The following is a 24,820-nucleotide window of genomic DNA, read 5'->3' on the forward strand; positions in this document are numbered from 1 at the left end:
TCTAAATATTGACTAATTTTAATACTTTTTCAAATTGTTCCTGTTTCGAAATATTTGAATTATCAAATTCTATTGCATCCTCTGCCTTAACAAGCGGAGAATCCTCACGATGGGTATCAATATAATCCCTTTCTTCAACGTTTTTTAGAACTTCATCAAAAGTCACATTATCTCCTTTTTTTTGTAGTTCTTTAAATCGCCTTTGGGCACGGGTCAATGGACTTGCCGTCATAAATATTTTTAAATCTGCATCAGGAAAAACTACGGTGCCAATGTCTCTTCCATCCATAACAATGCCTTTATTTTTCCCCATCTCCTTTTGCTGTTCGACTAGTTTTGATCGCACTTCCGAAATTTCTGCAACTTTACTCACATAACTGGAAACTTCAATAGTGCGTATTTCTTTTTCTACATTGACATCGTTCAAATACATTTCGGCAAATCCCAAATCAGGATTGAATTTGAACGTTAATTTTATGAAAGGTAAACTTTTAATAAGTGATTTTTTATCAAAAAAAGCTGCACCAATATATCCCTTTTGCATTGCAAACAAAGCTACTGCACGGTACATTGCTCCAGTATCAACATATACATAACCCAAATACCTGGCTAATTCCTTGGCCAAAGTGCTTTTTCCTGTAGATGAAAATCCGTCAATAGCAATGGTAATTTTTTTATTCAAAATAGTTTTATTGTAAGTTAATAGTTAAACCAAACAAACTCGTATTTCCTGCTAAGGTATATTTTGAGTACGAATAATTGAATTTTATTTTGTTAAATTTCAGTCCAAAACCAACAGAAATTCCGGAGAAATTTCGTTGATCCAAAATTTTCAATTCTTCGGCTCTTCTAAAATTATATCCCAATCTTAGATTGAACGATTTTTTTGGAAACAACTCCGCTCCAAAAACGGTATGACGCAAAGCATTACCAAAAATGGATGTCTTCTTCTCGATTGTGCTTCCATCCAATGATGATTCTGCCTGATTCGGGTTAGAAAATGAAATATTCCATTGCTGCAAATTATCCAAGGTAAGATGCCAGCGGATAGGTACATTTTCCAATTCTTGTGAAACTCCAGCCAATATTTCCAATGGCAATTTTTCGTTTATGCCATTATAGGTTGTAAATTGTGTTCCAATATTTCGAACTACCAAAGCCCAATTAACATCGTTAGCTTCATCTATATAAATAGCTCCCAAATCGACCGCTCCACCAATGGAATTATAACTTTCTAAAGTCGAAGAAATCAATTTCCCACTAGCTCCTATAAAAAGATTTGTACTGGGGACATTATAAGAATATCCAAATGAAAGTGCGGTTTCGCTCCCAGTAAATTGAGAAGTGGTCTGACCATTTTCATCATAACCATCGAATTTGCCATAATTCACATAATTTATTCCCACCTGAAAAGTTTGCAAATGGCGGTCATAAGTATAAGCATAAGAAGCAGTTCCATAAGTCACTTCACCAAAATAACTCCCGTAATTCAGAGCCAAATGATTGTCCATTTCCTGATTTATTGAAGCAGGATTGAAATTAGCCTGATTGACGTCATCATCATAAATAGTAATCGTCTTACCGCCTAAAGCCGCCTGTCTTGGCGATGTAACCAAGTTTAAAAACTGATAAATATACTTACCTCCTATTTGACTGTAGGTAACAGTGCAAATCGAAAACAAAAAGAGAATTAAAAGTTTTTTTTGCATACTTTAAATAGGTATTCTGTATAATAAAACGCAAATGCGAAGATAAAATTATAATGGTAAAAATTCTTGTTTTCCTGATGAAGTTTCTAGGCAAATTCTAAATCAAATAAAAAATTCCATCCTAAGGCTTCAGGATGGAATTGAATTGTATTAAAAAGCTTTGTTTATAATACTTTTGCGTTTTTTACCTTTTGATTAGTAATGGCAATTTTCAAAACTTCGCTCATTTCCTTCACATAATGAAACGTTAATCCTTCAATATATTTGGGTTTTATTTCGTCTATATCGCTTTTGTTTTCGTGGCACAGGATAATTTCTTTAATATTGGCTCTTTTGGCCGCCAAAATCTTTTCTTTTAATCCACCCACGGGCAATACTTTTCCGCGTAATGTAATTTCGCCGGTCATCGCAAGACCTTTCTTCACTTTCTTTTGTGTAAGTACCGAAACTAATGATGTCAGCATTGCGATCCCCGCACTTGGACCATCTTTTGGGGTTGCTCCTTCAGGAACGTGCAAATGGATATTGTATTTTGACAACATATCCGGATTTAAGCCTAAAAATTCTGCATTGGCTTTGATATATTCCAAAGCAATTGTTGCCGATTCTTTCATTACAGTACCTAAATTCCCCGTAATAGTCATCCCTCCTTTTCCTGGAGAAATCAAAGATTCTATAAAAAGAATATCACCGCCAACACTTGTCCAAGCCAGTCCAGTTACAACTCCTGCAACATCGTTGCTCTCATATTTGTCTCTTTCCAATCTTGGAACACCAAGAATTCTCACAATATCTTCATTGGTTACTTTCTTGTTGTACTCCTCTTCCATCGCAATTGATTTGGCCGCATTACGAATCACTTGTGCAATTTTTGCTTCTAAACCACGAACGCCAGATTCACGAGTATAACCTTCCACAATTTTTTCTAATTGTTTTGTTCCAACAACTAAATCTTTAGAAGTCATCCCGTGTTCCTTCAATTGTCTTGGAAGCAGATGCTGACGGGCAATTTCGACTTTTTCTTCGATAGTGTAACCCGACATTTTTATTATTTCCATCCTGTCTCTCAAGGCTGGTTGAATTTCCGACATATTATTTGAAGTGGCAATGAACATCACTTTTGATAAATCATAACCCATTTCAAGAAAATTATCATAAAAGGAGTTATTTTGTTCCGGATCCAAAACCTCTAATAATGCTGATGATGGATCTCCTTGACTGCTATTTGATAATTTGTCGATTTCATCCAAAACAAAAACCGGATTTGAGGTTCCTGCTTTTTTCAAACTTTGAATAATTCGTCCCGGCATTGCGCCAATATAGGTTTTTCGATGACCTCGAATTTCTGCTTCATCACGCAAACCGCCAAGAGATATTCTCACATATTCTCTTCCCAAAGCTTCGGCAACAGATTTTCCAATGGATGTTTTACCCACACCCGGAGGTCCTGTCAAACAGATTATTGGGGATTTCATATCATTTCGCAATTTTAACACTGCCAAATGTTCTATCATTCTTTTCTTGACATCTTCCAAACCAAAGTGGTCTCTGTCCAGAATTTTTTGTGCTCTTTTTAAATCAAAATTGTCTTTTGAATATTCGTTCCAAGGCAATTCTAAAAACAAGTCCAAATAATTTCTTTGAATACCAAAATCAGGTGCTTGTGGATTCATTCGGCGCATTTTAGCCAATTCTTTTTCGAAATGCTTTTGCGTTTTTTCGTCCCATTTCTTGGTTTTGGCTTTCAGGCTCATTTCGTCCATTTCCTCTTCTTGCGAAACGCCTCCCAATTCTTCCTGAATGGTTTTCATTTGCTGATGAAGAAAATATTCTCGTTGTTGCTGGTCTAAATCAAAACGAACTTTAGACTGAATATCGTTTTTTAATTCGAGTTTTTGCAACTCAGTATTCATATAACGAAGTGTTTCGAGTGCCCTTTCTTTCAAAGAATTAATCGACAATAACTTTTGTTTCTCCTCAACAGACAAACTCATATTTGAAGTCACAAAATTGATTAAAAACGATTGGCTTTCAATGTTTTTAATTGCGAATGTGGCCTCACTTGGTATGTTTGGGCTTTCCTTTATAATTTGAATGGCTAACTCCCGAACTGAATCAATTATTGCTAAAAATTCTGAATCTTTTTTTCCAGGTCTTTTCTCTTCAACTTCTTTTATACTGGCTGTAATATAAGGAGTTTCAGAAACAACAGATTCTATTAAAAAACGCTTTTTCCCTTGAAGAATAACGGTAACATTTCCATCAGGCATTTTTAGAACTCGCAAAATTCGAGCTACAGTTCCTATATTATGCACATCCTTTTTTGTAGGATCTTCAACATCTTCATTCTTTTGAGCTACAACGCCAATGATTTTTCCGGCGGCATAAGCATCATTAATCAATTTTATGGATTTATCGCGTCCAGCCGTAATGGGAATAACTACACCAGGAAATAAAACCATATTTCGCAATGGCAAAATAGGCAATGAATCCGGCAATTCTTCATTATTCATTTCCTCCTCATCTTCCGGAGTCAATAATGGAATTAAATCAGTATCTGTATCGAATTCCTGAAGTGACAAATTGTCAATAGTAAGTATTTTATGTTGCGACATTTGTTATTTGAGTCTTTTTGTCATTAAATATGTTCATTAATATAACAAATATAAGGCATCAGTAGCATAAATTTCAATAAAATCGATATAAGATGCATAATATTTGCTTAACATTAAAAACTGACAATCATTATGCCAAAAACCGTCCTAAATAGATTATTCCTATTAAAGTGTGGCTTTGGAAATCCATTTTATTTACCAAATTAAAGTTGGAAAGATTAAACTCAGAAAAGAATAGCTCTGTCTAAACGAATCACCTGAAGCTACTCTTCATTGGAAGTAAATAATTAGCTAACTATTATTTTACAGGTTCTATTTTCTTCATAAAACTAAGCACAATGTAGCCCAGCAAAAAGAAAACAGCAAGGATAAAAATAGAATTTCGCATTGAATTCGTTATTGAACCCACAAAACCAAATATAAAAGTCCCTAAAACTATGGCGATTTTTTCGGTAACGTCAAAGAAACTAAAGTATGTTGTATGGTCTTCGGTTTCTGGTAATAGTTTAGAATAAGTGGAACGCGACAAAGATTGAATTGCACCAAGCACCATTCCTATCGCTCCGCCAAGTGAATAAAATTGCAAATGAATATACTTGTTATCCTTATCCAATAAATATGCTGCAAAACAGATAAAACCCCAAATGGCAATGGTCAATTTTAAGGTTTTTATGTTTCCAATGCTTTCTGAGATTCTGGAAAAGAGATAAGCCCCAAAAATGGCCACCAATTGAATTAATAAAATAGTAATGATTAATTGACTTGTTTCTATTCCTAGTTCTACTTTTCCATATATTCCTGCCAATAAAATAATAGTTTGAACTCCAATACTATAAAGAAAAAAAGCGATTAAAAACTGTTTCAAAGAAGTTAATTTTTTTAAACTTACCAAAACCACTTTCAGCTCTCTTATTCCTTTAAAGATAAAATCTTTTCTAGGCCTTTTATTGAATATATTAGAGGGTAAAAAATGAAATGTTACTTGTGCAAAACCCATCCACCAAATACCAACAGATAAAAATGAAATTCTCGCCGGTAAAGTAGGATCTGTTATTCCGTACCATTCGGGTTTCATTACCATCGTCAAATTAAAAGTCAATAAAAGCACCGAACCTGCATACCCAAGCATAAATCCTTTAGCACTTACTCTGTCGTGTTGCTCAGGGAAAGCAATTTCCGGTAAATACGAATTATAAAAAACGATGCTTCCCCAAAAACCAATACTTGCCAAGATAGTTGCAAGAATTCCAATCCATAATGTATTTTGGTCTTTAAAGAAAAACAAACTCATCACAGAGAGTGCACCCAGGTAACAAAAGAACTTCATAAAACTCTTTTTATTTCCTGAATAATCAGCAATTCCTGATAATATTGGAGATAAAAAAGCAACAATTAAAAACGAAAAAGACAACGAATAGGATAATAGAGAACTGTTGAGAACTGATGCTCCCATAAAATTTACCATTCCGTCATTTCCGCTGGTCACAGACTCATAATAGATAGGGAAAACTGCTGTGGCAATTACTAACGAATAAACTGAATTTGCCCAATCATAAAATGCCCAGGCATTGATTAATTTAGGACTCCCTTTAGGTAAATTTTGCATTTGTACTATTTATGATTTCAAATATAGCAAAAAACAATTCACTAAAGTTTAATTTGTACTGAACCATTAAAAAAATTACCAAGAATTTAAAAATAAAATTCTTGGCAATTAAATAATTTTCAATTAAGAGAATTTATGCTTCACGAAGATTTAACTTGCTGTTTTTTCGGCTAAAGCCAAAGTAAATCAATAGCCCAATAAGCAACCAAATTGTAAAATATATCCAGTTCCAAACGCTTAATTCTGCCATCATATACAAGCAGCAAATCAAGCCTAGTAAAGGAATTAGTGATAAATTTTGTCTATTGGACCAAATCGTCAATCCAAACAAAACAATCAAGAAAACCCACATTGGAATTTTGTGTTTAAACAAGCTAAAACCACTTTCATACTTGTGATAATCATCAACAGGCAAGCCTTTTATTACAGCAGCATATTTTATATCATCTTGTTGGTATTGATTCAAAATAAGTTCTAAATCTGGTGTATCAGTAGTACTGTTTTTAGCATCAATACTTACTAAATAATCATATACTTTTGCAAAATGATCTTTATCTAAAGAAGTAATTATATCCGCTGAATTTTTTATTTGAGTCTCATTAGTCAAAAAATCCATCGTTGCTTTTTTGTTGTATCCAAAAGAATAAAACAATCCAATGGCAATTAAAAAAGGCATAATGTATTTTGAATTTACATAAGGTGTTTTAAATTTTCCGCGAGGAATATCTGTTTGATTCTGCAAAACCAATACTCCTGCACAAACCAAAACAAAGGCGAATAAAGTTCCAATACTGCACAAATCAGTTACCATTGTCAGATTCAAAAACAAGGCTGGAATTGCAACCACAAAACCGGTAACTACAGTTGCATAAGAAGGCGTTTTAAACTTTGGATGCACTTTAGAAAAACGTTTTGGCAACAATCCGTCACGACTCATACTCATCCAAATTCTAGGTTGCCCCATTTGGAAAACCAGCAAAACGCTTGCCATCGCTATAACTGCACTCACCGCAATAATTCCAGACATCCATTTTAAGTGCAATTTATCAAATACAAAAGCTAAAGGATCACCCACATTTAACTCACTATAGCTTACCATTCCTGTTAATACTAATGCAATTGCAATATATAAAATGGTACATATAATAATGGCCCACATCATTCCTTTTGGTAAATCCCGTTGCGGATCTTTACATTCTTCTGCTGTAGTAGAAATTGCGTCAAAACCAATGTAAGCAAAGAAAACTGCCGAAACTCCTTTCAAAACACCAGCCGCTCCATTTGGAGCAAAAGGATGCCAATTTGCTGTATCTACGTAAAAAACACCTACAGCAATTACTAAAAGTACGATACATAATTTAATTACAACCATCAAATTACTGGCATTTCTGGATTCTTTCATACCGCGATACACCAAAGCCGTTATTAAAATAATGATGAGCAATGCTGGTAAATCAGCTACAAAATGAAAAGAGCCAATAACCGGTGACGTTGTCCAAGCCGTATAGGATGCCTGTAAACCCGAACTCAGATTTTCGAAAGTTTTACCTCCCTGCATCAAAGCTGTGGCATCTTTAAAACCATTCGAAGCTGTTAAATAATCCATTTGGACCCATTGCGGCAAATGGATTCCCATACTATCCAGCAAGCCCGTAAAATAATCACTCCAAGAAATAGCGACCGTTATATTACCGATGGCATACTCCATAATTAAGGCCCAACCAATAATCCAGGCTATAATTTCTCCAAAAGCGACGTAAGAATAGGTATAGGCACTTCCTGAAACGGGAACCATCGAAGCAAATTCAGCATAAGCAAAAGCAGCAAAACTACAAGCAATCGCAGTGAACAAGAAAAGAAAAATAACAGCTGGACCTCCATCGGCACTGGCTTTACCAATTGTGCTAAAAATACCGGCTCCCACAATTGCGGCAATACCAAAAGCTGTCAAATCGCGAGCCGTTAGGTGTTTGCCTAAAGCATTATGTCCATCGGTTTCATTTTTTGCCACTTGTTTTAAAATGTCCTGAACTGTCTTTTTTCTGAATAAACTTGAAAACGTCATGTTGTAAATTTTATCGTTAAAAATAAATATATTGTAAATTTTACAATTTTATTTTGATTATTATGTAAATTATTTTAAAATCCCAAATATATAAAACAATTTCAATTTACAAAGTTTTGAGATACTATTTTTATTTTAAAGTTTTAAACTCAAAAATTTATGCTAAAAAATAGTATCCTTTTTATTTCAAACAAGCTCTCAAAATAGTCACAGGATGCAAGGCTTTTCTATTGGTACCATCAAAAATTTGATGACGACAACTCGTTCCCGCAGCCGCAATAGCCGTTTCGGAGTCTGTTGCACGGATTTTTGGAAACAAGGTATCTTCTCCCATTTGCATACTAATATCATAATGTTCTTTTTCGTATCCAAAAGATCCTGCCATTCCACAACAACCCGAATTGTAAATGGTAACAGAACTGTTTTTGGGTAAATTTAACATCGCAAAAGTAGCTTCAACTGAACTCAAAGATTTTTGATGACAATGTCCGTGAATTTTTATCGTTTTTTCAACATTGGAAAATTGCTCAGAATGAATTTTTCCTGAAGTAATTTCTTTTTTGAAAAACTCCTCAATGGTAAGTGTGTTTTTAGAAATTTTCTCGGCACTTTCTTTGTCTTTTGACAATCGGATGTATTCGTCTCTAAAAGTCAATATTGCCGAAGGTTCGATTCCAATTAAAGGTGTGTTTTCGGAAACTAAGTCTTTGAAAATAGCCACGTTTTTATTGGCAATAGCCTGTGCTTCTTCCAGAAAACCTTTTGAAATATAAGCTCTACCGCTTTCTTCGTGGTGGACTATTTCTACTTTATACCCTAATTTCGTTAATAATTCAAAGGCATCAATTCCAACAGAGACATCATAATAATTTGTAAACTCATCACAAAACAAATAGACTTTTCCGTTTGGAAAGGAATGTTTTTGTGTTTTTGATTGGTAATTTTCATACCATTTTCTAAAAGTAATTTTGGCTAGTAAAGGAACTTCTCTTTTTGTAGCCACTCCCATACTTTTCTTTACGAATGGCAGGTTTACCACAAAATTCGTAAAACTCGGAATCAAACTGCCAAATTGATTTAATTTGGAATTATTGGCAAAGATTTTGTTCCGAATGGAATATCCATTTGCTTTTTGATATTGGTACAAAAATTCCGCTTTTAGAGCTGCTACATCAACATTGCTTGGACATTCGCTCGCACAAGCTTTGCAACTTACACACAATTCAAAAACTTGATACAATTCCTTATGATTGAACTTGTTGTCTTTTTCAGAATTAGTGAGGTATTCTCGAAGTGCATTGGCTCTAGCCCGAGTCGTATCTTTTTCGTTTCTGGTGGCCCGATAACTAGGACACAAAGTTCCTCCGGCCGAAGGTAATTTTCTGCAATCGCCGGAACCATTGCATTTTTCTGCCAATCGTAAAACTCCCATACTATCCGAAAAATCCTGAATCGTCTGAATATCTGGTTCCACCCTTCCCGACTCCACCCGAAGGTTTTCATCCATTTTTGAAGTATTCACGATTTTACCAATGTTTAAAATGGCATTAGGATCGAAAGCGGATTTGATTCTTTTTAATAATTCGTAATTTTTTTCGCCAATCATAAACGGGATGAATTCTCCGCGAACTATTCCGTCACCGTGTTCTCCGCTAAGCGACCCTCGATATTTTTTTACCAAATGTGCAACTTCGGTGGCGATGGTTCTAAAAAGGACTAAATCTTCTTTTTTCTTTAAATTCAACACCGGGCGCAAATGCAATTCTCCTGCTCCCGCGTGTGCATAATAAATCGCATCCTGACCGTACTTTTTCATCATCGCTGCAAATTCGGCTATATAATTGGGCAAATCACTCAATTCAACCGCAGTGTCTTCAATAGAATCGGCAGCTTTATTATCGCCAACGATACTTCCCAAAAGTCCCAGACCCGCTTTTCGGAGTTCGATGATTTTATCAATATCGGCTCCGTACAATTTTATTAAAGCATAACCAAAATTACCGTCTTGTAAATCAGAAACTAAAGCATTAGCTTGATTTTCGGCATCTTCCATTGAATCCGAAGCTACTTCAAACATCATAATCGCTTTTGGATTTCCTTCAATAAAAAGCCTGTTTTTGGCTTGTTCCCGATTGTTTTTGGTACAGTCTAAAATCGTATCATCCATCATTTCACAAGTATAAAGATGATGTTTCATCGCCACAACAACGGCTTCTAAACTTTCCTGAATGGTATGAAAATGTCCAACAACCATAATATTATTGGCTGGAGGCAAATCATCCACTCTCAAGGTAATTTCTGTGGTAAAAGCCAAAGTTCCTTCACTTCCACAAAGTAATTTACCCAGATTTATTGTTGGTTCCAAACCAGAAAACAAATCTGATTTCAACAATAAATCAACTGCATATCCAGTATTTCTCCTGTGAATCTCTGGTTTTGGAAATTCCTTTACAATTTCTTTTTGGTTTTCTTCATTCGAAAGTTCCTCATAAATGGTCTTATAGATTTTACTTTCGAGCGAATTGCCTTTTGTTTTTTCGACGAAATCAGCTGAAGAAATTTCATTGAATACAGCTAGTGACCCGTCACTCAAAATGGCTTTAATCTCCACGATTTTATCGCGTGTCACTCCGTATCGAATCGAAGTCGTTCCCGAAGAATTATTTCCTACCATTCCTCCCATCATACACCGATTTGAGGTGGAAGTATTTGGACCAAAAAATAATCCGTGAGGTTTTAAATATATATTAAGTTCATCCCGGATGATTCCGGGTTGAACGGTTATTGTTTTTTTTGCCGCATCGAAAGAAATAATCTTGGTAAAATGTTTCGAAACATCCACGATAATTCCATTTCCAACCGTTTGTCCTGCTAATGAAGTTCCAGCAGTCCTTGGCGTAAGCGATATTTTATTTTTGGTTGCAAAGTGAATTAACTTGACAATATCTTCATTGGTTTTTGAATAAGCTACAGCAATAGGCCTAATTTTATAAGTTGAGGCGTCAGTAGAATAGATTGTTTTATGGAGGTCGTCAAAAAGAAGTTTTCCTTCTAAAGATTCTGATAATTGCTGTAAATGAAATTGGCTTGGCATAATTCAAATAATATTATTGACAAATATAAAATATAGCACTTCAAAATTTGATAAACAAATAAGAAAAATTGAAATCTTTTGAAGTATGCAGCAAATGAGAGGACTTTATTTCAAAAATGTTCCTAAAAGAATTGGCAAAGAAATTGCTGCAATAAGCAAAGTTGAATTTTATGAATAATTTATATGATAAATTTCACCAAAAAAACTACTTTTGACTTTTACATAATTAGATTAAAAATGAATCAATACAAGTCTTTACTGTTACAGTTTTTCCTATTTATACTTTCCTTTTCGAATGGAAATGCTCAGGAAACAGCGACAAATCCCAAAAACGAATTTAGGGCGGTTTGGATAGCTACAGTGGCTAATATTGACTGGCCAAAGAGCAATATTGATGCAGTCGAAAAAGAAAAAGCCGATTTTATTGAGATTTTAGACACCTATAAAAAACTAAATTATAATGCTGTAATCGTTCAAATTAGAAGTTGTGGCGATGCTTTTTATCCAACCCAATTGGCTCCCTGGTCACGATATTTGACCGGAAAAGAAGGTCAAGCACCAAGCCCTTATTTTGATCCGCTGGAATGGATGATTACTGAAGCTCACGCCCGAGGTTTCGAATTTCATGCTTGGCTCAATCCCTATCGTGCCACGATGGATTTAAGAACAGACATTTTAAGTCCCACTCACGATTTCTATACTCATCCCGAATGGATGATTAAATATGGCGGTAAATATTATTACAATCCGGCTTTACCTGAAGTTCAGAATCATTTAATTGCCGTGGTGAGTGAAGTGGTTCGCAATTACGACATCGATGCCATTCACTTTGATGATTATTTTTATCCGTATAAAGTAACAGGTGAAGTATTTAACGACAAAGCCTCATTCGTAAAATATGGTTCCGGACTTGGTCTGGAAGATTGGAGGCGAAACAACGTAAATAATCTGGTAAGAAATGTTTCCCTTTCCATAAAAAGCATCAAACCTTGGGTGCAATTTGGCATAAGTCCGTTTGGAGTTTGGCGCAATAAATCCGTAGATCCAAAAGGTTCTGACACAGAATCCGGTCAAACTAATTATGACGATTTATATGCAGATCCATTGGCCTGGATGGAAAATAGCTGGATTGATTATCTCGTTCCACAACTGTATTGGAGTTTGGATCATCCTAAAGCTTCTTACTCAAAATTATTGAAATGGTGGTCTGAGAATTCAAAAAACACGGCTATTTACATTGGAAATGGGACCTATAAAATCAACAGTGATTCCGATAAAAAATGGAATAATCCAAATGAAATTCCGAATCAGATCAATGTTACCCGAACCTATAAAAACGTTCAGGGAAATGCCTTTTTCAGTGCCAAATCGTTTGTGAATAAAAATCAGGCTGTTGCCCAATTATTGTCGGCGAATCAATATAAATATCCTGCGCTTCCGTTTGCTGTTCCCAATTCAAAGAAGAGTATGATTGATATTCCAACGATAAACTTGATTGAAAAAGACATGGACACTTCTTGCTTTTCCATTAAATATCCATTGAACAGCAAAGTACGTTACATCATGGTTTATCGTGCCAAAAAGACATTTAATATTGATATCAATAATCCGAGTCAAATCATTGAAAAAATAACTTTGGATTCAAAAAGCGATTCAATTTTTGTCTCTATTCCAATGAAAAAACCAGATGAAAACAATACGTGCGCCATCACCTTCATCGATTATTATGGCAATGAAAGTGCTGCAACCATAATAAATTAATCCATTAAAAAATAGATGAAAATTGACTCTAAACCCTGGTTTTGGATACCCGTATTAAATTTTGCTTCTGGCCTGCCTTACGCTATTATTATTTCAGTTTCGGTGATTATGTACAAGAATCTGGGAATCAGTAATGAAGATATTGGAATTTACACCAGTTTACTGTACTTACCTTGGGTAATCAAACCGTTATGGAGTCCGTTTATTGATTTATATTCCACCAAAAGAAAGTGGTTTTTAGCCATGCAATTGTTGATTTCTATTGCTTTTCTGATTGTTGGATTAACGATTCCGATGAGCAATTTTTTCGTATTGAGTTTGGCTGTCTTTTGGGTAGCCGCTTTTGCTTCCGCTTCGAATGATGTTGCCAGTGACGGATTTTACATGTTGGCTTTGGCCAAAGAACAACAATCTTTTTTCTTGGGAATCAGAAGCACGTTTTACCGTCTTTCTTTGCTTACCGGAAACGGATTAATCGTAATCATTGCCGGTTTTCTGGAAGAAAAATATGGTGATAAAACGAAAGCTTGGTCATATACTATGGTCATTGTTGCTTTCATTATGGCAGCAATAACGATTTATAATTATTTTTCGACACCACGAATTGAAACAAAAATCCTTGAAGAACCAACTGAATCAAAACCCAAAATTAGTTTCGGGGAAGTCTTTGTTTCTTTTTTCCAAAAGAAGCAAATTGGTTTGGTTCTATCTTTCATCTTGTTATTTAGACTGGGAGAATCTCAATTATTAAAAATGCTGACTCCTTTTCTTCTTGATGAAAAATCATTGGGCGGAATGGGATTAACTACTGAAGATATTGGACTTATATATGGCACCTTTGGTGTTAGTGCTCTTGTTGTTGGCGGAATTTTAGGAGGAATTGCAATCTCCAAAGACGGACTTGGTAAATGGATGCTGCCTATGATTCTGACGATGCACTTACCAATAATCGGGTTTATATTGCTCTCTCATTTTCATCCTGCTTCAATTTTCTATGTATATGCCACAGTTATTTGCGAACAATTTGGATATGGATTTGGCTTTGCCGCCTTTATGATGTTTCTGATTTACGTTGCCGATGGCGAATCGAAAACCTCCCACTACTCTATTGCTACTGGATTTATGGCATTAGGAATGATGCTTCCGGGAATGTTGAGCGGATATATTCAGGAATATTTGGGATATGCCAGTTTCTTTATTTGGGTGCTTTGCGCCACGGTCCCAGGGTTAATTCTTTCTCGTTTTTTAATCTTTCCAAAGGATTTTGGAAAAAAATCAGAAGCATAAATCTCTAAGTATGACATTAGAACAAAAAATAGGACAATTCTTTTTTCCGGCCGTTTTCATCAACGACACCGAAGAAAACATTCAGAAAATTGAGCGTTTAATTAAAGAACATAACATTGGCGGGTTGACATTTTTTCACAGTCGAGCCAGTGCTGCAACTAACTATGAATCTAAGAAAAAAGTTGAACACAACGATACTAGTTTTGATCGATTAAAAGAACTCATCGTACGATTTCAAAAATGTGCCTCCACTCCACTTTTGATGAGTATTGACGCCGAATGGGGATTGGCGATGCGGGTCGAAAATACGCCACAATATCCTTATGCAATAACACTTGGTGCTTTGCCGGAACGATACGAATATTTGGCTCATGAAGTGGGAAAACAAACTGGTTTGGACTTAAAAGCAGCAGGGATTCATTACAATTTAGCGCCTCTGGCAGACATCAACAACAATCCCAATAATCCCGTAATTGGCTACCGTTCTTTTGGTCAAAAAAAAGAAAAAGTCGCCAATTTAGCCTTGGAATATTTACGTGGTTTAAATGAAGTTGGCGTTTTAGGATGTTTAAAACATTTTCCTGGTCACGGAAACACCAGCATAGATTCTCATTTGGGATTGCCCATTTTAGAAGAAACTTTAGAAGAATTAATGGAAAACGAATTGGTTCCTTTCATCAAAGGAATCGAGCATAATGTCGATTCGATTATGATTGGACATTTGGCCGTTCCTGCATTGAATGATGGCAAAAACACTTCGGCAACCTTGTCGAAACCAATTATTGAAGGCATCTTAAGAACTCAATTAGGTTATGATGGTCTGGTGATTTCGGACGCTTTGAATATGCACAGCGTTTCAAAATTGTATGACAAAAAAGGGCAACTGGAATGGGAAGCCTTCAATGCCGGAAACGATGTGTTGTGTTTTGCCGAAAACGTGACCGAAGGCATACAGGAAATCCTCAAAAATGCCACACCTGAACGCATTGAAGCCAGTTTCAACCGTTTGTGGAAATGCAAACAAAAAGCAGGAATTATTGATGGAAACACAGACCCTCAGGGCAAATTTGATTTTGAAACCACTTCTATTTTAAATCGTTTAATTGCTGATAAAAGCACTACCAAAATCAAAGACAATAACAATAGTTTACACTTATTTGAAGCCAAGAACAATGAAAAACTAGCTAAATTAAGTCTTTATAAAAACCCTGACAACCTCTTTTTCAAATCATTGTCCATAGTTTTGCCTTCTCCAAAATTTGCTCTCGAAACAGGAGATAAAGATACGATTCAAGAACTGACCGAAAAGCTAAAAGATTATGACACCTTATTAATCTCGCTTTTTGTGCCCAAAGCAAAACCTTTACACAATTTTGAAATCGAAGATACAGTTTTGACCTTTTTAGGAGATTTATTTTCCAAGAAGAAATGCATTTTATACATTTTTGGAAATCCTTATGCTTTGAAGGTAATTCCAAATTTAAAATATACTTTAGGCATTATCCAAGTGTATCAGGATTTTAAGGAATTCCAAGAAAGTGCGGCACGTCAATTACTCAGAAACTCGAAATGTAGAGGAACTTTGCCGGTAAAGGTAAAGGGATTGAATAAGTAATTATTATTGAATATTAAATTTTCATAACTTTAAACTATTATAATATAAAAAATTATAATTACTATTTATATTCACAGAAAGTGTTTTGAATTACCTTTGTTTCAAATAAAAAAATAACAACTTAAAATCATACAAAAATGTCATTAGTAGGAAAAAAATTCCCAAGTATTGCAGTAGACGCCATCTCAGAAATGGGTGATAATTTGAAAATCAACATTTTCGAAGAAGCTACAAAAAATAACAAAAAAGTATTATTGTTTTGGTATCCAAAAGACTTTACATTCGTTTGTCCAACGGAATTACACGCCTTTCAGGCGGCTTTGCCAGAATTCGAAAAAAGAAACACCATCGTAATAGGAGCTTCTTGTGATACTAATGAAGTGCATTTTGCATGGTTAAACACAGCAAAAGACAATGGAGGAATAGAAGGTGTTACTTATCCAATCCTTGCAGATACTAACCGTAACCTTTCGAACATTCTTGGAATTCTAGATATCGAGTCTACCAGCTACAGCGACGAAACTGATTCAGTGATTGTTGAAGGTTCAAATGTAACTTACAGAGCCACTTACTTAATTGATGAAGAGGGAAAAATCTTCCACGAAAGTGTAAATGATATGCCATTGGGCCGTAACGTCAAAGAATATTTACGATTAGTTGATGCTTATACGCACGTTCAAGAAAAAGGTGAAGTATGTCCAGCAAACTGGGAAGAAGGAAAAGATGCTATGCACGCAGACAGAAACAGTACTGCAGCTTATTTAGGTTCCCACTAATTCATTAAATAAAGAAATATGTTAATCGAATTAAACGAAGATACTTTACAGGACTTAGTTTCCAATAATGAAAAAGTAATTGTTCAGTTTTCAGCTTCATGGTGCGGGAATTGTCGCATTATGAAACCCAAATTCAAGAAAATGGCTTCTGAAAACGAACACTTGGCTTTTGTTTTGATTGATGCCGAGAATTCTCCAGAATCCAGAAAACTGGCCAATGTGAGTAACCTGCCTACATTCGCAACTTTTGTTAATGGAAAATTAGTTAACGAAACCCAAACCAATAAAGCTGAAATTTTAGCAGAATTGGTTAACGAAATCAAATAACTATGAAATTACCCATTATCAAACATTTGTCTCAATTCATCGAAGAAAATGATCAGGATTATCTTGTGGAAACCATTGAAGTTTTAGAAACTTTGACTGAACTTTCTACTCTGAAAGATGAAGAATTGGACGTTATTGGGGAGCTAATTTCCAATATGTACGGAGCACTTGAAGTTCACAAAATGATCAAGGGCGGAATGGATAAAAAAGAGGCTTTGAATACTTTTATGAAGCGTGTTCTGGGTTCTATCGATAAATAGATTTGCTTTATTAATTTGACCAGTCCTAAATAATTGATACAGATTATTAGACAATAATTGATAAATTAAACAGCATCAAAAACGTTTTTTGATGCTGTTTTTTAGTTTTATAGGTTATTATTATTTTGTAATGCATTTGATTTGGGGTTAGCTTGTGGTTTGAGGTAATGTGGTCTTTTTTAATGGCATTAGCCAAACAACCAGCATTCATTTTGGTAGCGTTTTTTTTCTTTTCAGGCAATACACCTAATAACAGCGAAATCTGAAATACTGAAGTGTCCACCTTTTTTTATAAGAATGCGGTAGATTTCACTGAAAGCTTTTTTGTTTGTTTGGAACCAAGTTTAATATGCAATTGATAATTACTACATCGGTTGAAGTTCCTCCCACAGGCAAGTTTTTTCAATATCTCCACAAATACACATATAAACAACAAACAAATACTCGATTATTGCTATTCTTGTCGGAGTTGACAATGCCTTAAACTATGTCGCCAATTGATTGTGTTCTTCTGAAAAACTTTCTGATTTTGATGCTCGTATGAAATTAATTAATTTTTATATTGTGATATCACGATTAATCAATTAAACAAAAAAGTGTTTTAGAAAAACTTAACTAAATAAATTTTCATACTTTTGAGCCACATTAAAAACTAAATAAATTATGGCTTCAATAACATTAGGTGGAAATCCAATACACACTTCAGGTGAATTACCAAAAGTTGGCACAAAATTAGCCGATTTTAAATTAGTGAAAAACGATCTTTCTGTAGCTTCTTTAAGCGATTTTGCAGGATTAAAATTAGTTCTAAATATTTTTCCAAGTATCGATACGGGAACCTGCGCTAGCTCGGTTCGTAAATTCAACGAAAGTGCCAGCAAATTAGCCAACACCAAAGTATTGTGCATTTCAAGAGATTTACCTTTTGCACAAAAACGTTTTTGTGGTGCTGAAGGAATCGAAAATGTGGTTAATTTATCGGATTTTAAAGACGGTAGTTTTGGTAAAACCAATGGTTTAGAAATTGCTGATGGTGTTTTGGCAGGTTTACATTCAAGATGTATTATTGTTGTTGATGCAAATGGGTCTATTATTTACACAGAACAAGTTCCTGAAATAGCCAATGAACCCAATTATGAAGCTGCCTTAGCGGTGCTTTAATAAAGTATGGAATTTCAGAAAGACAACTCATTCTTTAGCGGAAGATTAAAAAGCGTTTCATTTGCAGTGAAAGGTGCCGTAAAATTAATTACCACCGAAGACAGTATCAAGATGCAATTTTCAATTGCCATTTTAATGACAATTGCTGGTTTCTATTTTTCTATTTCTGCAATTGAATGGCTTTTTCAAATTTTTGCTATTGGTTTAATAATGAGTATTGAAGGATTGAACACTGCAGTTGAAAAAATAGCTGATTTTATTCATCCAGAATATCATGAAAAAATTGGATTCATCAAAGATATTTCCGCTGGTGCTGTATTTTTTGCTGCTATCACGGACATTGCCATTGGATTAATTATATATGTACCAAAAATTTTCTAGCAAATAGTTAAATAAAGAATGGCAAAAACAATAAAAACAGCAACTCCAGACAAGAAAATTGATACTAAATCCGGGACAAAGAAGTCCTGGACATTTACAAAACAGCACAAAATTGTTTTGGGTTCGCTCTTGGTATTATTTTCCATTGCTTTATTGCTTGCTTTCATTTCCTTTTATATCTACGGACAAGCCGACCAAAGCACCGTCAATCAATTGGCTGACCGAAACGAAACGGTTGAGAATTGGCTGGGAAAATTTGGTGCTTTCTTGGCAGATTTAATTGTTTATAAAGGTTTTGGCCTTGCTTCCTTTCTATTTGTCAAATTATTCTTCCTAACCGGAATGTTTTTAATATTAGATGTTTCCCTTAAGAAGCTCAAGAATATTTGGTTTTGGGATTTATTTGTGGCAATTCTCCTTTCGGTATCGTTTGGTTTTTTTGCCACTTCCTTACCCGAGTTAGGTGGAACCATTGGTTATGAACTGAATTTATTCGCTCAGGATTACATTGGCAAAACCGGCACATTACTAGTTTTGGTTTTTGGACTCATTCTTTATCTGATCTTTAAAATTAAGGTATCTCCTGAGAAGATTAAATCCTTTTTTGAAAGAACTAAGAAAGAAATCAAAGCCGATTTAGCTACGAATGCTTCGACTATTGATTCCAGCGCCTACAACCTCGAAGAATATGCTGTGGAAGATGCTGAAGATGTAAGCCAAGATATTCATTTGAAATCTGCTGGTTCTCAATTTGAACTCAACAAAGAAGCGTTAAAGCCTACGATTAGTAATCCTTCGGAGATTAGTTTGAAAACTGTTCCTTTAGAAGTGACACCACCGTCTTTTCATTCACCGGAAATTATTCATACCAACGATGATCATTTTGTGATTGAGAAAGCTCCCGAAGAAAACATTATAGAAGAGAATTTGGCGTCGAAACTAGTGGCTGATTTTGGATTGTTTGATCCTACTTTGGATTTATCCAATTACAAATACCCTACAATTGATTTATTAAAAGAATACTCCACTGGCGGTATCACCATTAATCAGGGGGAATTAGAAGAAAATAAAAACCGAATTGTAGAAACACTTCGCAATTATAAAATAGAAATCGCTCAGATTAAAGCGACGGTTGGTCCATCGGTGACGCTCTATGAGATTGTGCCCGAAGCGGGAATCCGTATTTCAAAAATCAAGAGTTTAGAAGATGATATTGCCTTGTCGCTTTCGGCATTAGGGATTCGTATCATCGCTCCTATTCCCGGGAAAGGAACCATTGGAATCGAGGTTCCCAACAAGAATCCAACAATGGTATCGATGAAAAGTGTAATTGGCTCAGCCAAATTTCAGGAAGCTGAAATGGAATTGCCAATTGCTTTGGGGAAAACCATTTCGAATGAAACCTTCGTGGTCGATTTAGCCAAGATGCCTCACTTACTAATGGCTGGTGCAACGGGACAAGGAAAGTCTGTTGGTTTAAATGCTGTTATTACTTCATTGCTTTACAAAAAACATCCAGCCGAAATCAAGTTTGTTTTGGTCGATCCAAAAAAGGTGGAATTAACCCTTTTCAACAAGATTGAAAGACATTATTTGGCTAAACTTCCCGATACCGAAGACGCCATTATTACAGATAATGCCAAGGTTATCAATACCTTGAATTCACTTTGTGTGGAGATGGACAATCGCTATTCTTTATTGAAAGATGCAATGGTTCGCAACATTAAGGAATACAACGACAAATTTAAATCCAGAAAATTAAATCCAGAAAACGGTCACCGATTTCTACCTTACATTGTATTAATTGTGGATGAGTTTGCGGATTTAATCATGACCGCAGGAAAGGAAGTTGAAGTTCCAATAGCGCGATTGGCTCAATTAGCCCGTGCCATTGGTATCCATTTGATTATTGCCACACAACGACCTTCGGTAAATGTGATTACGGGATTGATCAAAGCCAATTTTCCTGCCCGAATCGCCTTTAGAGTAACATCTAAAATTGATTCCAGGACGATTTTAGACACACAAGGTGCAGACCAATTAATAGGACGCGGCGATATGCTATATCACAACGGAAATGATGTGGTGCGTGTGCAATGTGCTTTTATTGACACTCCTGAAGTGGAAAAAATCACGGAGTTTATTGGCGCCCAAAAAGCCTACGCTACTGCTTATTTGCTTCCAGAGTTTGTTGGAGAAGAAAGTGGCATCAATCTTGATATGGATATTTCCGAAAGAGATACTTTATTCCGAGAAGCTGCCGAGATTATTGTAATGGCACAACAAGGCTCTGCTTCGCTTTTGCAAAGAAAACTAAAATTGGGTTACAACCGAGCCGGAAGACTTATTGATCAACTAGAGGCGGCCGGTATAGTGGGCTCTTTTGAAGGTAGCAAAGCCCGAAGCGTCAACATTCTAGATATGGGTTCTCTTGATCAATTTTTCAAAAATGAACAAAATAATTAATACAATGACTAAGACATTACAGATTACTTTTTTATTCCTTATTAGCCTTTTTGCACATGCACAAGATAAAGACGCTAAAGACCTTCTTAATCAAGTCACCGCAAAAATAAAGAGCTACGACAATATTATCATTGATTTTAAATATTCCCTGAATAACGCCAAAGAAAACATCAATCAGGATAGCAAGGGAAATGTCACGATGAAAAGCAATCAATATGTATTAAATTTTATGGGTGTGACCAAGATATTCGACGGAAAGAAAACCTATACCATTGTTCCAGAAGACGAAGAGGTTACTGTTTCAACCGTTAACGAAAAAGACGACAATGCCATTACTCCTTCGAAAATGCTGACTTTTTTTAATACCGGTTACAAGTGCAGTATGGATGAGCTTCAAGACATCAAAGGTCGTAAAATTCAATACGTCAAACTAGTTCCAATGAACACCAAAGACCAAAGAAAAGAGATTTTATTAGGCATTGATATTCAGACAAAACACATCTACAATCTAATAGAAACCGGCAAAAAAGGGACCAAAACAACACTCACTGTTAATTCTTTTAAAACCAACCAACCTTTGTCAAAAAATCAATTTATCTTTGTGGCCAGTAAATATCCAAATTACTACATCAATAAATTAGATTAATTCTAGGTGAAAATTCTCGATAAATACTTACTAAAGACTTTTCTAAGTACCTTTTTCATGGTATTTATAATCCTGTTTTTTATATTCATCCTCCAGTCGGTATGGTTGTTCATCGCAGAATTAGCTGGTAAGGATTTGGATTTAGTCATGGTTCTCAAGTTTTTATTATTTGCAATGCCTCGTATCGTTCCTTTAGTATTGCCTTTATCGGTTTTACTGGCTTCGATTATGACCTTTGGTAATCTGGCCGAAAATTATGAATTTGCTGCTATGAAGTCGGCGGGAATTTCGCTGCAACGCGCCATGAAAAGCCTGATTATTTTCATTGCTATCCTGAGTGTCGTAGCCTTTTCCTTTGCCAATAATGTGATACCTTATGCGGAATATAAGTTTATCAATTTCAGGAGAAACATTGCCCAGCTAAAACCGGCTTTGGCTATTGCCGAAGGGCAGTTTAGCACGGTGGGGCTTTATTCGATCAAGGTCAATAAGAAATCAGGTCCCAACGGCAATAATTTGACGGGAATAACTATCCACAAGAAATCAGCTATGGGTGACGGAAATAAGACCGTAATCAAGGCCAAAAACGGCGTACTAATCAGTAGTGAGCAATCAAACACCCTTAAAATGGTGCTAAACGACGGCTATTATTATGAAGATATCACCCCTAAAAAATACGAAGACCGCAGCAAAGTTCCTTTTGCAAAAAGCACTTTCAAACGGTACATCCTTAATATTGATCTGTCTAAACTGAATAAGGTAGATGTAAATGATGCCAGTATCACTAATACTAATACCATGCTGAATCTTAGTGAACTAAGTTATACTTTAGATTCTTTGCATAAAAATATGAATACTGATATATTGTCTTTTTCGGAAAACATCAATCAGCGCATCGGGATTCAACGAACTATAAAAGTCATTAACCCTATCAAAAAACACAAGGCTCTTCCTAAAGATTTACTGTCCTTATATACCAATGATAAAAAACTGGCTATCTTAAGTTTTGCGGGTAGCACCGTCGAAAGCACGCTGTTTTCGATTAACGGAACCAATACTGAATTAGAAAACAAACAAAAGAATATCAACGGTCACATTCTGGCTTTTTATGACAAGTTTGTCATTGCCTTCGCCTGTTTCCTGATGTTTTTTATTGGAGCTCCGCTAGGTGCCATTATTCGAAAAGGAGGACTAGGTTTACCAATAGTTTTTGCCGTATTAATATTTATATCCTTTCACTTTATCAATACTTTTGGGAAACGAATTTCACAAGAAAACGGACTGGCTCCTTTTTTAGGCGCCTGGATGTCCTCGTTTATCTTGTTGCCACTGGCTATTTTACTGACTTATCGGGCCACAAATGACATTGGCTTAATCAATATGGATGTCGTTTTGGCGCCCTTTCAAAAAATCTTTCAAAAAATATTTCCACCTTCAAAATAAGTAATTATGGCTGCAAGCACCATTCAACTCAATACCATCGAAGAAGCTATCGAAGCCATTCGTCAAGGTCAAATCATTATTGTTGTTGACGATGAAGATCGGGAGAATGAAGGTGATTTTTTGGCTGCTGCCGAAAAGGTCACACCAGAAATGATCAATTTTATGGCTACCCATGGTCGGGGGCTTATTTGTGCTCCACTGACCGAAAATCGTTGTAAGGATTTGGGACTCGCTGCAATGGTACATAACAACACCGACCCTATGGAAACCGCATTCACCGTTTCAGTGGATTTAAGAGGTAACGGTGTTACCACAGGTATATCGGCGGCAGACCGCGCGCATACCATTTTAGCATTGACCGACCCCAACACCAAACCCCATGATTTAGCCAGACCAGGCCATATTTTTCCACTCATTGCTAAGCAGGGAGGCGTTTTGAGACGCACAGGGCACACGGAGGCTGCGATTGATTTTGCCCGTCTTGCAGGCTTCAAATCGGCTGGAGTGATTGTTGAAATCATGAATGAGGACGGCACGATGGCGCGTTTACCGCAATTGGCAGAAGTCGCCAAGAAGTTTGATTTGAAATTAGTTTCGATTGAGGATCTGGTTGCTTACCGCATGCAACATGACAGTTTGATTGTAAAGAAAGAAGATTTTGAGATTAAAACTCGTTTTGGCACATTCAGACTCAGAGCTTACCTTCAAACTACGAACAATCGGGTTCATATTGCCTTAACTAAAGGAACCTGGAATATTGGTGAGCCGGTATTGACCCGTATTAATGCGACTTTGATTAATAATGACATTTTGGGTACACTGACCAATGATGCCAATAAAAAATTGTGTGATCTTTTTGAGTTGATTAATGCCGATGGTAAAGGAGCTGTATTATTTATCAATCAGGAATCGCAGTCGGGAGATTTACTGAATCGGATTTTGGAACTGAAGGCGCTGCAAAGCAAAGGTGTTTTTAAAGCCCCACAGATTAAAATGGACAATCGGGATTTTGGTATTGGTGCCCAGATTTTACACGATCTGGACATCTCGAAGATCCGACTGCTTTCGAATACGGAGCAGACCAAACGTGTGGGAATGATTGGATACGGGCTTGAAATCAAAGAATACGTAATGTATTAGCACTTTATTTTGCTTTTTTTTGGTTTTTTTTTGAATTAAAAACCAAGAAATGAAACGATTAAAAAAAAAGGGCTAAAAAGGATGTTTATTTTATAAAAATAGTTTTTGTAAAACAAAAAAAGGTTCTTATATTTGCAACCGCATTGAGAAATCCAATGCGGTTTATTGGAGAAATGGCAGAGCGGTCGAATGCGGCAGTCTTGAAAACTGTTGACTGTAACAGGTCCGGGGGTTCGAATCCCTCTTTCTCCGCTGGTTATTTCAAAAAACCTACCAAAACCCTTTAAATCGTATGATTTAGAGGGTTTTTTAATTCTACCCCTATCCAAATTATTCATAGTTTCTCATTCTAAAGGGGTACAATTCGGGGCACTTTAAAAATTCAAAATCATTGTGCCCCTACCTTTGTTAACCCTTTTAAAACAAGGGGTTCATTCATTGAACATCTTGTTTTGTGTTGATAGTTTT

Annotated in this window: 18 protein-coding genes and 1 tRNA gene; 13 read left to right on the forward strand and 6 right to left on the reverse strand. The window is 35.7% G+C overall.

The features are described 5' to 3' along the window. Position 1: 1 nt before the first annotated feature. From cmk to IR213_RS10790, 6 genes are all read right to left on the reverse strand, one after another. On the reverse strand, positions 2-682 hold the full coding sequence (gene cmk / locus IR213_RS10765; RefSeq protein WP_194312326.1) for a (d)CMP kinase: 681 nt from the start codon (positions 680-682) through the stop codon (positions 2-4). 7 nt (positions 683-689) lie between these two features. Further along, positions 690-1,709: a type IX secretion system protein PorQ gene (gene porQ, locus IR213_RS10770; protein WP_194312327.1), complete on the reverse strand. Its 1,020-nt coding sequence runs from the start codon at positions 1,707-1,709 to the stop codon at positions 690-692. 164 nt (positions 1,710-1,873) lie between these two features. Continuing rightward, a complete protein-coding gene (gene lon / locus IR213_RS10775; protein ID WP_194312328.1) occupies positions 1,874-4,324 on the reverse strand; it encodes an endopeptidase La in 2,451 nt (816 codons plus the stop codon). 298 nt (positions 4,325-4,622) lie between these two features. Beyond that, entirely contained in the window at positions 4,623-5,930 is a 1,308-nt protein-coding gene (locus IR213_RS10780; protein WP_194312329.1) for an MFS transporter, read from the reverse strand. Between the two features lie 133 nt (positions 5,931-6,063). Beyond that, a complete protein-coding gene (locus IR213_RS10785) occupies positions 6,064-7,995 on the reverse strand; it encodes an amino acid permease (protein WP_194312330.1) in 1,932 nt (643 codons plus the stop codon). Between the two features lie 181 nt (positions 7,996-8,176). Beyond that, the gene (locus IR213_RS10790) at positions 8,177-11,089 is read right to left on the reverse strand and encodes an FAD-binding and (Fe-S)-binding domain-containing protein (RefSeq protein ID WP_194312331.1); all 2,913 of its coding nucleotides are present in this window, start codon (positions 11,087-11,089) and stop codon (positions 8,177-8,179) included. 237 nt (positions 11,090-11,326) lie between these two features. Between IR213_RS10790 and IR213_RS10795 the strand changes: the two genes are divergently transcribed. From IR213_RS10795 to IR213_RS10855, 13 genes are all read left to right on the forward strand, one after another. Further along, positions 11,327-12,850, forward strand: a complete 1,524-nt coding sequence (locus tag IR213_RS10795; RefSeq protein ID WP_194312332.1) for a glycoside hydrolase family 10 protein — start codon at positions 11,327-11,329, stop codon at positions 12,848-12,850. Between the two features lie 15 nt (positions 12,851-12,865). Then, the gene (locus IR213_RS10800; RefSeq protein ID WP_194312333.1) at positions 12,866-14,137 is read left to right on the forward strand and encodes an MFS transporter; all 1,272 of its coding nucleotides are present in this window, start codon (positions 12,866-12,868) and stop codon (positions 14,135-14,137) included. A 10-nt stretch (positions 14,138-14,147) separates the two neighbouring features. Beyond that, a complete protein-coding gene (locus tag IR213_RS10805; RefSeq protein ID WP_194312334.1) occupies positions 14,148-15,752 on the forward strand; it encodes a glycoside hydrolase family 3 protein in 1,605 nt (534 codons plus the stop codon). A 137-nt stretch (positions 15,753-15,889) separates the two neighbouring features. Then, a complete protein-coding gene (locus IR213_RS10810; protein WP_194312335.1) occupies positions 15,890-16,528 on the forward strand; it encodes a peroxiredoxin in 639 nt (212 codons plus the stop codon). Positions 16,529-16,546: 18 nt separating this feature from the next. Then, positions 16,547-16,855 (forward strand): thioredoxin family protein, encoded by a 309-nt coding sequence (locus tag IR213_RS10815; protein ID WP_194312336.1) that lies wholly within the window; start codon positions 16,547-16,549, stop codon positions 16,853-16,855. A 2-nt stretch (positions 16,856-16,857) separates the two neighbouring features. Then, the gene (locus IR213_RS10820) at positions 16,858-17,115 is read left to right on the forward strand and encodes a DUF6952 family protein (RefSeq protein WP_194312337.1); all 258 of its coding nucleotides are present in this window, start codon (positions 16,858-16,860) and stop codon (positions 17,113-17,115) included. Between the two features lie 663 nt (positions 17,116-17,778). Further along, on the forward strand, positions 17,779-18,276 hold the full coding sequence (gene tpx / locus IR213_RS10825) for a thiol peroxidase (protein ID WP_194312338.1): 498 nt from the start codon (positions 17,779-17,781) through the stop codon (positions 18,274-18,276). A 6-nt stretch (positions 18,277-18,282) separates the two neighbouring features. Beyond that, positions 18,283-18,657, forward strand: coding sequence for a diacylglycerol kinase (locus tag IR213_RS10830; RefSeq protein ID WP_194312339.1), 375 nt, complete (start codon positions 18,283-18,285; stop codon positions 18,655-18,657). A gap of 18 nt (positions 18,658-18,675) precedes the next feature. Continuing rightward, entirely contained in the window at positions 18,676-21,123 is a 2,448-nt protein-coding gene (locus IR213_RS10835; protein ID WP_194312340.1) for a DNA translocase FtsK, read from the forward strand. Further along, positions 21,107-21,769: a LolA family protein gene (locus IR213_RS10840; protein WP_194312341.1), complete on the forward strand. Its 663-nt coding sequence runs from the start codon at positions 21,107-21,109 to the stop codon at positions 21,767-21,769. Before IR213_RS10835 ends, IR213_RS10840 begins: the two co-directional genes overlap by 17 nt. Positions 21,770-21,775: 6 nt before the next feature. Then, positions 21,776-23,212 (forward strand): LptF/LptG family permease, encoded by a 1,437-nt coding sequence (locus IR213_RS10845; protein WP_194312342.1) that lies wholly within the window; start codon positions 21,776-21,778, stop codon positions 23,210-23,212. 6 nt (positions 23,213-23,218) lie between these two features. Next, positions 23,219-24,352 carry a 3,4-dihydroxy-2-butanone-4-phosphate synthase gene (gene ribB, locus IR213_RS10850; protein WP_194312343.1) on the forward strand — a complete coding sequence of 378 codons (1,134 nt, stop codon included), beginning with the start codon at positions 23,219-23,221 and terminating at the stop codon, positions 24,350-24,352. Positions 24,353-24,519: 167 nt separating this feature from the next. Next, positions 24,520-24,604 (forward strand) — tRNA-Ser (locus IR213_RS10855). Positions 24,605-24,820: the final 216 nt, after the last annotated feature.

The sequence above is a fragment of the Flavobacterium soyangense genome, from assembly GCF_015277675.1.
Classification (GTDB): Bacteria; Bacteroidota; Bacteroidia; order Flavobacteriales; family Flavobacteriaceae; genus Flavobacterium; species Flavobacterium soyangense.

Excerpts from the sequence above, each read along its gene's own strand:
- porQ (WP_194312327.1), bottom strand. The coding sequence starts at position 1,709 with ATGCAAAAAAAACTTTTAATTCTCTTTTTGTTTTCGATTTGCACTGTT.
- lon (WP_194312328.1), bottom strand. The coding sequence starts at position 4,324 with ATGTCGCAACATAAAATACTTACTATTGACAATTTGTCACTTCAGGAA.
- IR213_RS10780 (WP_194312329.1), bottom strand. The coding sequence starts at position 5,930 with ATGCAAAATTTACCTAAAGGGAGTCCTAAATTAATCAATGCCTGGGCA.
- IR213_RS10785 (WP_194312330.1), bottom strand. The coding sequence starts at position 7,995 with ATGACGTTTTCAAGTTTATTCAGAAAAAAGACAGTTCAGGACATTTTA.
- IR213_RS10790 (WP_194312331.1), bottom strand. The coding sequence starts at position 11,089 with ATGCCAAGCCAATTTCATTTACAGCAATTATCAGAATCTTTAGAAGGA.
- IR213_RS10795 (WP_194312332.1), top strand. The coding sequence starts at position 11,327 with ATGAATCAATACAAGTCTTTACTGTTACAGTTTTTCCTATTTATACTT.
- IR213_RS10800 (WP_194312333.1), top strand. The coding sequence starts at position 12,866 with ATGAAAATTGACTCTAAACCCTGGTTTTGGATACCCGTATTAAATTTT.
- IR213_RS10805 (WP_194312334.1), top strand. The coding sequence starts at position 14,148 with ATGACATTAGAACAAAAAATAGGACAATTCTTTTTTCCGGCCGTTTTC.
- IR213_RS10810 (WP_194312335.1), top strand. The coding sequence starts at position 15,890 with ATGTCATTAGTAGGAAAAAAATTCCCAAGTATTGCAGTAGACGCCATC.
- IR213_RS10815 (WP_194312336.1), top strand. The coding sequence starts at position 16,547 with ATGTTAATCGAATTAAACGAAGATACTTTACAGGACTTAGTTTCCAAT.
- IR213_RS10820 (WP_194312337.1), top strand. The coding sequence starts at position 16,858 with ATGAAATTACCCATTATCAAACATTTGTCTCAATTCATCGAAGAAAAT.
- tpx (WP_194312338.1), top strand. The coding sequence starts at position 17,779 with ATGGCTTCAATAACATTAGGTGGAAATCCAATACACACTTCAGGTGAA.
- IR213_RS10830 (WP_194312339.1), top strand. The coding sequence starts at position 18,283 with ATGGAATTTCAGAAAGACAACTCATTCTTTAGCGGAAGATTAAAAAGC.
- IR213_RS10835 (WP_194312340.1), top strand. The coding sequence starts at position 18,676 with ATGGCAAAAACAATAAAAACAGCAACTCCAGACAAGAAAATTGATACT.
- IR213_RS10840 (WP_194312341.1), top strand. The coding sequence starts at position 21,107 with ATGAACAAAATAATTAATACAATGACTAAGACATTACAGATTACTTTT.
- ribB (WP_194312343.1), top strand. The coding sequence starts at position 23,219 with ATGGCTGCAAGCACCATTCAACTCAATACCATCGAAGAAGCTATCGAA.